We start from the raw sequence: 14,295 nt of genomic DNA on the forward strand, positions 1-14,295 counted from the left end.
AAAATTAATTGCAGATTTTTTGCTTGACTTCTCCTATATTTTCCATTCCGAGTTGCACTGCTTTGGTCAGATCATTACAGGCTTCAGATGCGCGATTCAGTCTGTGTAAAGTAATCCCTCTGTGATAATATCCGCTGGCGTTGCTGGGATCAATACTGATCAATTGGATGAAATCAGCCAAAGCCAATTCGGTCTTGTTTTGATAATACCGGGCTTGTCCTCTCCCCAAAAGCAATTCAGGCTCTTGCTCAGTCAGAAACATGGCTTCGGTGAAATCCTGTTCAGCCTTGATCCAGTTTTTCAGTTTGGCATATGTTTTTGCTCGGTAAAACCAATTTTCCGCATCCTCTGGATGCAATGAAATAGCTTCTGAAAAGTCGGTCAATGCCCCTTTGAAGTCTGATTTGGAAAATTTATAATAGCCTCTAATCTTCCACGGCAGAGGGTTTTCAGGATCGGTAGAGATTGCTTTGGTCAATTCTTCCAATTTCTCCCTGTCCCCTCCCTGACGGATGCTCAAGACTCGCTGCTTAGCCAGATAATGATCCGGATTGATCTGCAAGGCTTTTTCCAAGGCAATCAAGGCTGCCTGATCCTGCTTTTCATCCATGAGTAGCTTGCCTTTTTCAGCATAGAAATCTGACTCAAGTGGACTATAGTATATAGCAGAGTCCAATAGGGAAATGGCAGTTTCAACTTGTCCTTGGCCAGCTTTACTCAAAGACAAAAGATATAAAATCTGAGAAGGGTTTTCGGATTGGTCAGTGAAAATAGAAGAAACTCCACTGTCTGTGCCGGAGGTTTTATAGATAATTCGGGTAGTCTCTCCTTTAGGTAATCTTCTATAGGTTTTAAAATCAGCCTCAGCCTCTTCAAATCTTTTTAATCGAAGGTATAAGCGCCCCCTATGCAAATAGACGGGAGTCATCTCGGGGTTGAGCGCCAAGGCTTGGTTGTAGTTTTCCAAAGCCAAAAAATCACTCATCCCATCAAATTGCTCGTAAACCTGTCCCAAGTACCAATAGCCTTCAGGGTCTCTTGGATTTTCTCGCAACCAGTTGTCAAAAAGGAGAAAAGCAGACTCATAATCCCCCTCATTATAGGCCTGAATTCCTAAATCAAAATCATTTTCTTGGGCGAAGGTCCTAATGCCCAACCCAAACATTAAAATGAAAATGAACACGTATTTTACCATCAGGTTTTTTTTCAAGGTAATTTTTTTCGAAACATGTAGAAAATCCACAGCATTTTTGGGATGTCATTCCGGAGATTTTATCCCATTGATTTACGATCAAAAATCAACTTTTGGTCAGGCCTTTCCAAAAAAAGGCCATAATTTTGAAAATGAGGCACGTTTATTGGTTTCTCAGCTTTCAGTAAATAGTAAAACACCTAATTTATGAAAAAAATTACCCTCAGCTTAATGGTTGGCATTTTCTCTTTTTTTTCTGCCAACATTCAGGCTCAGGAGTCCTCAGAATCTCAAAACTCATTGAACTCCGGTACCATCGATTCCCAATTTGAATACATCTACGATGCTTCCAATAATTATCAGGAATATAAAGTAGTCAAGAAAAGTAATCTGGATAAGTTAAGATCCAATATGCTGGATTCCATGAGGACCATGAGGGCGGAAGTTGTGGAGCTTAAAACCCAGCTGACTTCAAAAAATGATAGCATTTCCAGTTTAAATCAAGTTTTGGATCAAACTGAAGCTGAAAAGCAGGAAGCAATAGAAGCAAAGGATAATTTTTCAATTTTTGGAATAGCTATTCATAAGGCCGTTTATTCCTCTCTGATGTGGCTATTAGTAGGAGGTTTGGGACTTGCATTGGCATTTTTCTCCTTTCAATATTTCAGGAGCTTCAGGAAGATTCGTAAAGCCCAAAAGGACTTGGAAGAGGTTCAGGAAGAATTTGATCAGCATAGAAAAAACACCTTAGAGCGAGAGCGGAAACTCAAAAGGGAACTGATCGACGCCCAAATGGGGAAAGATTGATCATAGAATTATCCTTGATTTCGGAATTAATGTAGTTCATAAGTGCTTCAACTGCTTCTAATGATTATTTTGGTTCAAAGTTATTAGCATGAAGCAAGTCGATATAGTTGTAGTCGGTCTGGGAGCTGTTGGGTCAGCTGCCTTGTACTTTTTATCAAAATCTGGTTTTTCAGTTCTAGGATTAGATCGCTTTGACCCACCTCATGCGATGGGCTCTTCTCACGGTGAAACCAGAATTACACGGCTTGCAGTAGGCGAAGGAGAAGAGTATGTGAACTTTGCCCAAAGATCCCAGGAAATATGGAGACAAATGGAGCAAGATTCGGGAAATCAGCTTTTCATACCTAGTGGAGGAATTTTACTGGACTCAGGAGTTCAGCCATGGTCCAAGCATGGAGGAGAGGGATTTTTTGAGCGAACCAAAAGTATCGCGAAAAAGCGCTCCATTTCTCATGAATTGTTGGGTTCCGAAGAACTGGAAAAACGTTATGGGGTATTTGACTTACCTAAAACTGGGGCTGTTTATTTTGAACCTAGTGCGGGCTATCTTTTTCCTGAAAAAATAGTTGAAACCCAACTGGATTTGGCCCTGAAGCAAGGCGCGCAGCTGAGAGTTCATGCGCCTTTGATTGAATTGGAACAAACCGAACAAGGAGTCTGTCTTCAACTCAAGGAAGAAAAGATCATGGCTCAAAGAGTCCTGTTATGCAATGGTGGCTGGATCAAGGACTTTCTGCCAGAGAATCAAGCCAATAAATTCAAGATTTGTAGACAGGTTTTGCATTGGATAAAAATTGAGGATCAGTCTCTTGATTTTGGTAATCTTCCCGTTTTTATGTGGGGATTTGGACACCAAGCTGAGGATTTTATCTATGGCTTTCCCAGTTTGGATGGAGAGTCAATCAAAGTGGCCACAGAATCTTTCATAGATTCAGCACATCCGGACTTTTTGAATAGATCAGTGAACCAAACCGAACAGGAGGAATTTTGGAATCAAAAAATCCAGGGCAAAATCAAAGGGCTTAAAAAGGAGTTTCTCAAATCTGAGGTTTGTTTTTACACGGTGAGGGAGGATTCAAAATTTGTGATAGGCAAGCATCCTGATTCTCCAATGACTTGGATGGTATCCGCATGTTCCGGTCATGGATTTAAGCACTCTGCTGCTATTGGAGAGAAGATGAGTCAGCAGCTTTTGGCCAGCTTGGCCTAATTCCTCAGACAATCCGAGTCTTTTCCCTTTTTTCTAAGTAAAAGGTCTATTTTTGCAGATTGAAGTAATAGTACTATGGCCAAGAAGAGAGGAACTGCTTTGGAAGAGCACGAAAAGCGGAAGTTGAATAAGCAGAGTTTTCAGAAATTAAGTGGGATTTTCAGGTTTTTATTACCCTATAAATGGACCTTTATTGCGGGTTTATTTTTCCTCCTGCTGTCTTCTTTAACCTTATTGACGTTTCCTTTTGTTGCAGGAAAGCTGATAGATACCGCCCAAGGAGAAGACTGGATAGTTTCTGATATCAATACTATCGCATTGATGTTGGTGGGGATTCTGGCTGTGCAAAGTATTTTTTCCTTTTTCAGAGTATGGTTATTTGCACTTGTCTCTGAAAGGTCCATGCGGGATATCCGGCAGTCGCTTTACAATAGGCTTTTGAGGTTGCCGATGACCTTTTTTGACAAAAGAAGAACAGGGGAATTGATCTCTAGAATCACTTCCGATGTCAGTTTGCTCCAGGATACTTTTTCAGTGACCCTAGCAGAATTATTCCGACAGGTAGTTACGCTGATTGCAGGGATTGCTTTTCTGTTTTTCACCACCCCCAAATTGACCTTTTTCATGTTGGGGACCTTCCCAATTTTGGTATTGGTTGCGATGGTTTTCGGTCGATTTATTCGTGGACTTTCCAAAAAGACTCAAGACGAATTAGCTGCTGCCAATGTGATTGTAGAAGAAACTTTGCAGTCTATCAGTACAGTCAAATCATTTGTGGGAGAAGCGTATGAATCTAGCCGATATTCCAAAGGTCTCAACAGAGTGGTTCATGTAGCCTTGAAGACTGCCAAATTCAGAGGGGCATTCATATCATTTATCATTTTTGCACTATTTGGAGGAATCGTAGCGGTCATGTGGTATGGCGCAAGCTTGGTGGCTTCAGGCGAAATGAGTATTGGTGAATTAGTATCCTTTGTTTTGTATACCACTTTTATAGGAGGCTCTATCGCGGGCTTGGGTGATATCTACAGTCAGATCCAAAAAGCAATAGGAAGTTCTGAGCGGGTCTTAGAAATTTTGGATGAAAAAGTTGAGGAAAGTAGCGAGTTTCAGGTGGATAAGCTGGAGGGAAAAATTGAATTCGAACAGGTCGTTTTTTCCTATCCAACTCGACCGGAGCTTCAGGTTTTGAAGGATTTAAGCTTTTATGTCAATCCTGGTGAAAAAATTGCCTTGGCAGGACATTCAGGAGCCGGTAAGTCTACCATCATCCAGCTTTTGCTTAAGTTTTATGACGTACACCAAGGGGAGATTAAAATTGATGGGCAGAATCTAAATCGTTGGAATCTGGAACAATTGCGTTCCCATATCGGAATGGTGCCTCAGGAGGTTTTATTATTTGGTGGGTCCATTCGGGAAAATATTGCTTATGCCAAGCCTAATGCCAGCGAGGAAGAAATAATTATGGCTGCCAAAAAAGCCAATGCCTGGCAGTTTATTTCTCAGTTTCCGGAAGGCTTAGATACCTTGGTTGGCGAGAGGGGAGTTAAGCTTTCAGGTGGACAGAGGCAAAGAGTAGCAATCGCCAGAGCCATTTTGAAAGATCCTTCTATCTTGATTTTAGATGAAGCAACCTCTTCCTTGGATGCGGAGTCTGAGCACTTAGTACAAGAGGCATTGGATGAATTGATGAAAGGCAGAACCACTATTATAATCGCTCACAGATTGGCGACCATCAGAAAAGTGGATAGAATATATGTGCTAAGCGAGGGAAAAATTGTAGAGCAGGGAAATCATTTGCAGCTTTTAGAGCAGGAGGATGGCTTTTATGCGAATTTAGTACGCCTTCAGTTTGCCGATAACTAAATATCTACCATAGGCATTTTCAATTAAAATTTCTGAACATTTGACCATCCAAGGATAGTTTATATTTCGTAACTGAAATGATTATGAATAATTCACTGGAAATATTGGTGGCCTCCGTGGCCAAAGAGAGAGAAGAGTTGTTGAAGCATCCAATTTACCAGCATTTGAATGGGTTGGATGATTTTAGGATATTCATGGAGTACCATGTGTTTGCGGTTTGGGACTTTATGTCACTGCTGAAAGCATTGCAGCATAGATTGACCGGAATGTCACTTCCTTGGTTGCCAGCATCGGACCCATTGGTTGCTCGATTGATCAATGATATTGTATTAGCTGAAGAAAGTGATGAGGATGGAGAAGGTGGCTATTGTAGTCACTTTGAACTTTATCTAAGAGCCATGAGTGAGGCGGGAGCTTCTACTTCAAGAATAGAGAAGTTGATTGAGTCTCTTTCCTCTGGAGCTAAATTGGATGAGGCCATGAAAGTGGCTAAGGTTCCGGGTTTTGTGCAGCAGTTCTTAAGGGTAAATTATCAAACTGCTTTGTTTGGAGAAGCCCATGAAATCGCCGCTTCCTTCACTTTGGGCAGAGAAGATTTGATTCCGGATTTATTCCGACAGATTGTGCAGGAGCTGATCAAAAACCAGCCTGAGGAATTAAAAACTTTGGCTTATTACTTTGACAGACATATTCACCTGGACGAGGAGGAGCATGGACCATTGGCTTGGAGAATGGTAGAAATGCTATTGGAATCTGATTTGCATTTAGACCAAGCAACAGCAGCGGGAAAAGATGCATTGGAGGCAAGAAAAATCCTTTGGGATGGTATACATCACGAACTGCTTAAACGAAAAGCAGCTTTAGCATACTAATAAAAATTATGGGCCGTGATTGACTTTGTCAGTCCGGCCACTTTTTCTTTGAATATTTTAGAATTAGGGAAAAGGCTTTTCATTTCTTTTTCATCCAATAGCCTGATTTCTTCCAAGTATTGTTTCGCTTCTGATTCCGACCATTTTCTGAGCCTGCTCAGTTTTGTTTTGGTCAGAATAGATAAAAGTAAATTTTTTGGAAAATATTGAGCGAAAGGCAAAGCATAGTGAGCTTCGACAGGAAAATATTTATTGGGGGTCTGAACGAAATGTTTTTTACCTACTCTTAAAATTTCCTTGGCCATTTTTTCCTGGTTCTCAAAAGTATATAAATGCTCAATTACTGAGTTGGAAAAGACCAGATCAAAATAATCATCCTTATATTGAGGGAGGGAAGTAGCGTCTCCTGCAATGGATTGAAGTTTGGGGTGCTTTGTATCTTCAGTGCTCAAATTGAGGAGAACAATCTCTATTTGAGGAAGGTTTAATAGACTACTTCCTTTCCAAAAATAGGCAGTTCCTCCTACATCTAAGACCTTGATTGCTTGGTCTTTTTGGAAGTGTTGAAAAAAAAGATTTTCAAATACAGCTAAACGTTTTTTACGGAATTTTGCCCCTAGAGAAGCTGGGTTTTCCGAAGAAGCGAATAGATTTGAGATAAAATTCATGAGCGCCTTTGGGGCTGTTTGTATAATAATTTATCATCAAAAGTAAGCATGCTTGACGATTCTTTTCTTAATTTTGGTTTTGAAATCCTAAAAACCAGAGAAAAGATCGGCTTAGCCTGATTTTTGATAAAATATGATTGTTTGCTATAGATTTTTATGAAGCGTAGATTCGATAAGTATTTTCCCTGGCTTTTTGTGAGCAGTGACTTTATTGCCTCTCTTGTTTCTCTATTCCTTTGTAATTTTTTTCTAACTCAAATTGGCCTTTTCAACGGGGCTGATTTAGACGCATTACTTCCGCTATCAGTCCTGTGGCTCTTAATTGCCGCTTTGAGAAAAGATTATAAAATCGGGCGAACTGATGAATATGACCATACACTTCGCCATCTAACTGGGACTGTTTTCTGGTTTGTAGGCGCAGCGGCGGTTCTTTGGGTTCCTTTTAATACCCCTTCCATACAGGTGATTCCAATTCTTTCTTTAGGAATAGGAATGCTGGTGATCATGGGGATATTCCGGGTTGGAGTACATATGTTGCTTCGCCAGTATAGAGTAAAAGGAAATAATTATCGGAATGCAGTTATAGTCGGAAAGGGAGGAACAAGCCCTAAACTCGCAGACGTATTTAAGATTAGAAAAGACTTTGGAATTAACTTCCTCGGATATTTTGACAATCAGGCAGACTGTAATCAAACTCGTGGGGGGATTGATGATTTCTTTAGCGAAGCTCCAGGGTTGGACTTGGACCTGATTTATATCCACGAGCATTTAGAACCCAAATTGGTCAAGAAGATTATTGGCTACGCTGACGAGAATTACATTAAAGTAAAAATGATTCCGGGAGGCAGCTTACAATTGGAGAAAAATCTAAGCTTTTCCAGATACGGGGATTTCTTTGTAATCAATGTCAATGAAATTCCACTGGATCATGCGATCAACAGCATCATGAAGCGTGCTTTTGATGTTATTTTCGCCAGCTTTGTGATCGTATTTATCCTTTCTTGGTTGATTCCTTTGGTAGGTATCCTTATCAAATTGGAATCAAGAGGTCCAATCTTTTTTATCCAAAAAAGGAATGGGGTAAATAACCGTGAGTTCAACTGTTTGAAGTTTCGGTCCATGACTCCCAACGATTATGCAGACACCCATCAGGCTGTAAAAAATGATCCAAGAGTCACTAGGATTGGTTCTTTTTTGAGAACCTCCTCTTTGGACGAGATGCCTCAGTTCATTAATGTGTTGTTAGGAGATATGTCAATTGTGGGTCCAAGACCTCATACGATCCCGATGAATAAGACATTCAAATCCCAAATTGAGCGTTATAATTCCAGACATAAAATCCGTCCTGGAATTACAGGCTTAGCTCAGGTCAGAGGATACAGGGGTGAAATCGAAAACCCACATCAAATTCGTTCAAGAGTAAAGCTGGATTCTTTTTATATCAACAACTGGTCATTTTTGTTGGACATGGGCATAATGATCAAGACAATCCATGAATTACTTTTTAACCGTGAAAATGCCTACTAGTGATCGACAGGCAATGTCCATTCTGTAAAAGTACCCACCTTACCAAGTTTCAAGCTTACGAGCGCATGTTTGGAGCAGGAGATAGCTTCTCTTATTTAGAGTGCTTGGACTGCTTTTCGCTTCAGATCGAACAAATACCTGATAATCTTTCCGATTACTATTCAGGCTCCTATTATTCTTTTGTCCCTCTTGTGCCTTCAAGTTTGATATCCAAAGCTTTCAAGGCTCTTCGTGCAAAACTTTTTCTCCAATTAAGGATGAGCTTTTTTGCCCCCAAAGTTTATGGGTATTGGTTAAAAAATGTATTCCAAGGATTCAATCAGTCTATAGCAGATGTGGGCTGTGGAAATGGACAGTTATTATATGAGTTACACTGTTCGGGATTCAAGAATTTGACGGGATTTGACCCGTATTTGGAAAAAGATCAAGTGCTTGGGAAAGGCCTGAGTCTCCAAAAAATGGACTTTCTGGATTCAGACCAGACTTTTGATTTGATTATGATGCATCATTCCTTCGAGCATATGTCAAATCCCGAAAGTGTGCTGAAAGCTTGTAAAGAAAGGCTGAACCCTGGAGGAACCCTCTTGATTAGGCTTCCCATTACAGATGGACAAGTCTGGAAAGACAAAAGAGCTAATTGGGTTCAGCTCGATGCTCCAAGACATTTGGTCATTCCTTCCATCAGCGGTTTGAAAGCATTGGCCAAAACTCAAGGGCTGAAATTATCACATATGGAGTTTGATTCTACTGCTTTTCAGTTTTGGGGAACAGCCTTGTATGAGCAAGGTCATAGTTTAGAGGTAGATGAAAATGAGTATTTTTCATCAGAGGAGATGAGTGATTTTCATAAAAAAGCCTTCCTGTATAATCAGGAAGGCCGTGGAGATCAAGCTCTCTTTATATTGAAGAAAGCAGATTAGATTCTGAATAAAGCTTCGAAAAAGCCCATGGTTTCTCCCTTTTTCTTGAAAATGATCATGGGGAGCACATTATTAACTTTGATTAATTTTTCAGCAGTACTACCGAGAAGGATGGCAGCTGATTTGGTTCTGCCACGGGAACCCATGATAAACATATCCACATCCATTTTGTGAGCTTCCTTTAATAAAGTTTCACCGATATCTTCGCCCTCATCCAGAATAAAATCGCATTCTAATTCTGGGTGGTTATGCTTGGATACAAAGTTTTTGTAATCCTTACGCGCATTTTCTTTCATGATCTCCACAAATTCCTCATAGGATTTCCCCGTTTTGGAATAGCCCTGTGGAACATGAAAGATATGAACTGGGATCAATTTGGCATTCAATTGATCAGCAATCCGCTCTCCAAAATCATAGATCATGTGATTATGATCTGAGAAATCGGTAGGAATCATAATTTGTTTAGGTAGTTCCGGAGCTCTCTTTTCCTGAAGAAGCATTACCGAGCAAGGAGCTTTTTTTGCCACGCCGTTTGCTAAGGCTCCCGAACCCTTCAAGGTTTCCTTTCTACCCATAATGATTAAATCAACATCTTTGATTTTTGCCCACCTTAAGAATGTTTCTAGAGGATGTTCTCCTTCCTCAGCAAAAACCTCTACTTCTATATCCTTTGGGAAATTTTGGGCATCAATTTTCTTTTGCATGATCGCCTCAACCGACTCGTCTCCTGCAGCCAATAAATTTGGGTACTGAGATAGAATTTCATCCGGAATAGCCAAATTTTTTGAAACGTGAACAAAATAGCATTTCTCTACTCCCAAAAACTTCAGAAAAACTACTGTCTTTTGGATTAGAATCTCGTCCATCTCGGTCATATCGAGACCGATCATCACTTTAGAAAAAAACTTCATAGGGTGTTATTGATTAATAGCCTTAATTTAAAAGATTGCTTGGGTTATTTAAACAGTTTTTATGTTTTTACCTCAGGAATCCTCTCTAAGGTAACAGAATGAGATGAATTGTACACAAGAATAAAGATTGATACCCTGTAGATTTGAGGTTTAAAACTTTGTAGAAACTTCTTAAAACTACATCTATTCCAAAAAATGATTCTATGAAAAACATGCAGAAATATTTTCTAGCCATACTCCCACCTCAAGAGTTTTTAGAAAAAGTGGAGGAGCTAAAGTTACATCTGCGTGAAAAATTCAATGTAAAGTATGCTTTAAAGTCCCCTGCCCATGTTACGGTAAAAATGCCCTTTTCATATGATGAGCATAAAGAGGAAAAGTTAGCTTCCATGCTACAGGATTTTTGTAGTAATAAAAGCACTTTCGGAATGAGAGTGAAAGGCGTGGATACTTTTGGTAAAAGAGTGATTTTTTTGGATATAAAAGCAGAGCAAGACTTATATACTTTTCAATCAGATCTAAAAAAGTTTCTGAAAACCCAAGTTCACCTTCCAGATGAATTGAGTGACAGAAACTATCATCCCCATATGACTGTAGCCTTTAAGGACTTAAAGAGGCAGATTTTTGAAGCAGTTTTCCAGGAAGTAAAGGAGGCGAAGCTTGAAAGTGAATTCCAGGTTTCGGAATTGACTTTGTTGAAAAGGTTGGATGGCAAATGGTCTCCTCACATGAATTTTTTATTAAAAAATTAATCAAAATCTAATTTTAACACCACTCAGCTTGGTTTTTCTAGCTTTTAACAAAAAAAGAAAGAAAAATTTAATTTTGAGTTTTGTCTAAGTAGGGAAATGAAGTTCCAATTTTCTTCATGATGTTGTTTTTTCCACTTAGAACTTTATTTGCTTTTAGCTCTTTCATGACCTCAATGAATTAATAAAATTTGGGCAAAAGGGATTTTAGTAAATATTAATATTTATAGAATTTTTTAAAGAAAACAAATAACATTTTGTTTTAGGGAAGTTCGGCAAAATAAAGAATACTCCTTTTGATTTATAAATACATCTTTCGTTTATAGAATATTGAAAATTTAGAGTTTCTTATATTAAATTTTAAAAAAATCAATTTATAAGAATTATATTCTGAAAAATACTATTTAAAGGAGATTTAACAGATTTTGATTCTTTATTTTAAAATTTTTTCTTTAGCCCAAAATCAAATTAACCCACGTTAAATTTTTACCCAATGAAGAAAGTTTTACTCGGGATCCTGCTGGGAGTGATGACGGTGATGTCAGCTCTTGCGCAGTCCAAAACTATCACTGGTAAAGTAACCTCGTCTGAAGAGCCGCAGGGAGTACCAGGTGCAAGTATAGTAGTAAAAGGAACTACTGTTGGAGCCATCACAGATATAGATGGCACTTATTCAATCAATGTTCCTGAAAATGCTACTACTTTGGTGTTCAGCTTTGTTGGTTATCTAACCAAGGAAGTGAATATTCAAAACAGATCTGTAATCGACGTTCAGTTGGAAACAGATGTAAAAGTCCTCAATGAAGTTGTCGTTGTAGGCTATGGTACTCAGGAGCGAAGAGAAGTGACCGGCTCAGTGAGTTCTATCAGCAATGAATCGATTGCCAACTTAGTGGCACCATCCTTCGATTCTCAATTAGCTGGCCGCGCACCTGGTGTTCAGGTGACCACTCCAAATGGTATTTTAGGTGCAAGACCTATCATTAGAATTCGTGGTGTCAACTCTTTGACATCAAGTGCGGATCCATTAATCGTTATCGATGGCGTTCCGATTGTAGATGATGACAGATCAGCTGTGAATGCTTCCAACCCATTGGCAAACATCAACCCAGCAGATATTCAATCTTATGAAGTATTGAAAGATGGTTCTGCAACTGCAATTTATGGTTCAAGGGCGGCTAATGGCGTTATTTTGATCACAACAAAAAGAGGATCAGATGGTAAAGCTAAAGTGAGCTACAATACTTCCATGGGTTTCAATGAGGAAGTAGAACGTTTTCAACTTTTAAATGGAGATCAGTTTGTTACTATTGCCAACGAAAAGAGAAGCAATGCTGGACAATCTCCATTGGCTAATCCAGGTGTAAATACCGATTGGCAGGACTTGATTTATAGAAAAGGCTTTACTCAGCAGCATAATATTTCGATTTCTGGCGGATCAGCTGCTACCAAATATTTCTTCTCTTTAGGTTTTACAGATCAGGAGTCTGCTATTAGACCTAATGACCTGAAGAGATACTCTTTTAGAGCAAATATTGATCATAGCATTTCAGATGCAATTAGAATTGGAACTTCTCTTTCCTACTCTTTGACAGAGATTTTCGGCTTGAATAATGGAGCAAACTCTCTTTCCGGCGCGATCTATAATTCAACCAGAGCCTTGCCAAACGTACCGATTTACGATCCTGAAAATATTGCGTTTGATGGCTATAATGTCACTGCTAATGGTGCAACTACAGGCTTTGGCGCAAACTTGGCAGGTCCGGACAATAACATTCCAAACATCGGATTTGTCATTGACAATAACCTTTATAGAAGCCGTGCACACAGAATTTTAGGCTCTGTGTATGGAGAAGCTGATTTGGCAACTGGCTTGACAGCAAGAACACAAATCGGTACAGATTTGACTTTGGCTGATGATTTTCAGTCTCTAGACCCTAGACACGGTGATGGAAGAAGTTCAAATGGTTATGTGTATATGGCCTACAATCCAGCTATTCGTTGGAACTGGCAAAACACCTTGAACTATCAGACTGTAATCGGTGAAAACCACAATATCAATGTAACAGGTGGTGTGGAATACCAGTTTACAAGACTTTACAATTTTGCAGGTTGGGGAACAGATATCTCCGATAACTTCTACCGTGAGCAAAACCTGATTTCAGGATCCTACAATAACCAGTTCTCTGGAGGTGGTTACAGCGAGCAGGGATTTGATTCCTACTTCGGTAGATTCAACTACAACTATGGCGGAAGATATCTCTTGTCATTGACAGTTAGAAATGATGGAATTTCTGATTTGATCGGAGATAATAAGAGAGGTACTTTCTTCGGTGGATCAGTTGGATGGAGAGTTTCTGATGAGGCATTCTTCAACTCGAATTTGATCTCTGACTTGAAAGTAAGAGGTTCTTATGCAGAAGTAGGAAACGTAGGATTAGCTTCATTTGCTGCATTCGGTGGATTTTCTCCAGTATTAGGAGGAGCAGGAGCTGGTATCGGGTATGCTCGAGTTGCTAATGGAGGCTTGCAGTGGGAAACTTCCAAGAAGTTCAATGTAGGTTTCGATATGACTATTGGTCCGGTTTCTTTAACGGCGGATTACTTCATCAATAATATCGACGGTTTGATCTTGGCTGCTCCTACCCCTCCATCTTTAGGTGTGCCTGGTAACAGCATCAACCAAAACGTAGGTGCAATGAGAAACTCCGGTTTGGAATTGAGAGCATTGGCGACTGTACTAAGCAGAGGTAAATTCACTTGGAATACTGATTTCAATATTACATTCTTGAATAATGAGGTCACCAATTTAATCCAACCATTGACTGGTACTTATAATAGAACTGAAGTTGGTGGTCCAGTAGCTCAGTTATATGGATTCAAATGGGCTGGTGTTAATCCGGCAAACGGAAATCCTTTGTACCATAGAGGTGAAGAAATCGTTCAATATAACCTTCAAAGAGGTGCTATTGGTTGGAGAACCTACGACCCAGCTAACCCGGGCAATGTATCTACAACGGCTTCAGGGCCAACTCAAGAGTTTTTAGGAAATACGCTTCCTAAGTGGCAAGGCGGATGGAGCAATACTTTCAAGTATGGGAATTTTGATGCTGAAATCTTTACAAGATTCTCTGGTGGTAACTTCATCATGAACGAGTCTTTGAGAGGTCTTTTGGGACAAGGATTTTCTAATAACCATGCATCTATTATGAACAGATGGACTGAAAGTGGTCAAGTGACAGATATGCCAAAATTGTACTCTGGCCAAGATGCCAATATGTGGCAGACTTCTGCTTCCAACAGCCGATTTGTAGAAAAAGGTGACTTCGTCAGAATTCAGAATATCGTTTTGGGTTACACTTTACCTAGCAATGTGCTTCAGTCGGCATTTGCTGGCAAGATTACAAATGCAAGAGTTTTTGCTCAGGTACAAAACCCATTCATATTCACCAATTATACTGGTTTAGATCCTGAGTCTAACACGTTCTCTGGACAGCAATCATTTGGAGTTGACTGGAATGTGGCTCCGATTATCAGAACCTACACCTTAGGTGTTAATGTTGGATTCTAATT

Annotated in this window: 12 protein-coding genes; 9 read left to right on the forward strand and 3 right to left on the reverse strand. The window is 39.6% G+C overall.

Annotated elements, in window-relative coordinates; translation table 11 throughout:
- Positions 1 to 4: 4 nt before the first annotated feature.
- Positions 5 to 1,183 (reverse strand): tetratricopeptide repeat protein, encoded by a 1,179-nt coding sequence (locus BM073_RS09735; protein ID WP_175557882.1) that lies wholly within the window; start codon positions 1,181 to 1,183, stop codon positions 5 to 7.
- Here BM073_RS09735 and BM073_RS18070 point away from each other — a divergent pair.
- From BM073_RS18070 to BM073_RS09760, 5 genes are all read left to right on the forward strand, one after another.
- Entirely contained in the window at positions 1,170 to 1,403 is a 234-nt protein-coding gene (locus BM073_RS18070) for a hypothetical protein (RefSeq protein WP_091653634.1), read from the forward strand. The genes BM073_RS09735 and BM073_RS18070 overlap by 14 nt on opposite strands.
- Positions 1,400 to 1,999, forward strand: coding sequence for a hypothetical protein (locus BM073_RS09745; RefSeq protein WP_091653636.1), 600 nt, complete (start codon positions 1,400 to 1,402; stop codon positions 1,997 to 1,999). Before BM073_RS18070 ends, BM073_RS09745 begins: the two co-directional genes overlap by 4 nt.
- A gap of 88 nt (positions 2,000 to 2,087) precedes the next feature.
- On the forward strand, positions 2,088 to 3,209 hold the full coding sequence (gene solA / locus BM073_RS09750) for an N-methyl-L-tryptophan oxidase (protein WP_091653638.1): 1,122 nt from the start codon (positions 2,088 to 2,090) through the stop codon (positions 3,207 to 3,209).
- Between the two features lie 75 nt (positions 3,210 to 3,284).
- Positions 3,285 to 5,075, forward strand: coding sequence for an ABC transporter ATP-binding protein (locus BM073_RS09755; RefSeq protein WP_091653640.1), 1,791 nt, complete (start codon positions 3,285 to 3,287; stop codon positions 5,073 to 5,075).
- Positions 5,076 to 5,158: 83 nt separating this feature from the next.
- Positions 5,159 to 5,947: a DUF3050 domain-containing protein gene (locus tag BM073_RS09760; RefSeq protein ID WP_091653765.1), complete on the forward strand. Its 789-nt coding sequence runs from the start codon at positions 5,159 to 5,161 to the stop codon at positions 5,945 to 5,947.
- On the opposite strand, the gene BM073_RS09765 is transcribed toward BM073_RS09760, so the two are convergent.
- Entirely contained in the window at positions 5,944 to 6,615 is a 672-nt protein-coding gene (locus BM073_RS09765) for a methyltransferase domain-containing protein (RefSeq protein WP_091653642.1), read from the reverse strand. The two genes, BM073_RS09760 and BM073_RS09765, sit on opposite strands and share 4 nt — an antisense overlap.
- 156 nt (positions 6,616 to 6,771) lie before the next feature.
- Here BM073_RS09765 and BM073_RS09770 point away from each other — a divergent pair, with 156 nt between their 5' ends.
- Both BM073_RS09770 and BM073_RS09775 read left to right on the forward strand, forming a co-directional pair.
- Positions 6,772 to 8,142: an exopolysaccharide biosynthesis polyprenyl glycosylphosphotransferase gene (locus BM073_RS09770; RefSeq protein ID WP_091653643.1), complete on the forward strand. Its 1,371-nt coding sequence runs from the start codon at positions 6,772 to 6,774 to the stop codon at positions 8,140 to 8,142.
- Positions 8,142 to 9,062 carry a class I SAM-dependent methyltransferase gene (locus BM073_RS09775; RefSeq protein ID WP_139217472.1) on the forward strand — a complete coding sequence of 307 codons (921 nt, stop codon included), beginning with the start codon at positions 8,142 to 8,144 and terminating at the stop codon, positions 9,060 to 9,062. The genes BM073_RS09770 and BM073_RS09775 overlap by 1 nt, the downstream gene beginning before the upstream one ends.
- Here the strand turns inward: BM073_RS09775 and BM073_RS09780 are convergent.
- Positions 9,059 to 9,973, reverse strand: a complete 915-nt coding sequence (locus BM073_RS09780; protein WP_091653647.1) for a universal stress protein — start codon at positions 9,971 to 9,973, stop codon at positions 9,059 to 9,061. The two genes, BM073_RS09775 and BM073_RS09780, sit on opposite strands and share 4 nt — an antisense overlap.
- A gap of 212 nt (positions 9,974 to 10,185) precedes the next feature.
- On the opposite strand from BM073_RS09780, the gene thpR reads away from it, so the two are divergent.
- Positions 10,186 to 10,725, forward strand: a complete 540-nt coding sequence (thpR, locus tag BM073_RS09785; RefSeq protein ID WP_175557883.1) for an RNA 2',3'-cyclic phosphodiesterase — start codon at positions 10,186 to 10,188, stop codon at positions 10,723 to 10,725.
- Between the two features lie 490 nt (positions 10,726 to 11,215).
- Complete coding sequence (locus BM073_RS09790; protein WP_091653650.1) at positions 11,216 to 14,293, forward strand: SusC/RagA family TonB-linked outer membrane protein; 3,078 nt, start codon at positions 11,216 to 11,218, stop codon at positions 14,291 to 14,293.
- Positions 14,294 to 14,295: the final 2 nt, after the last annotated feature.

It is taken from the genome of Algoriphagus ornithinivorans, from assembly GCF_900115305.1.
GTDB lineage: Bacteria > Bacteroidota > Bacteroidia > Cytophagales > Cyclobacteriaceae > Algoriphagus > Algoriphagus ornithinivorans.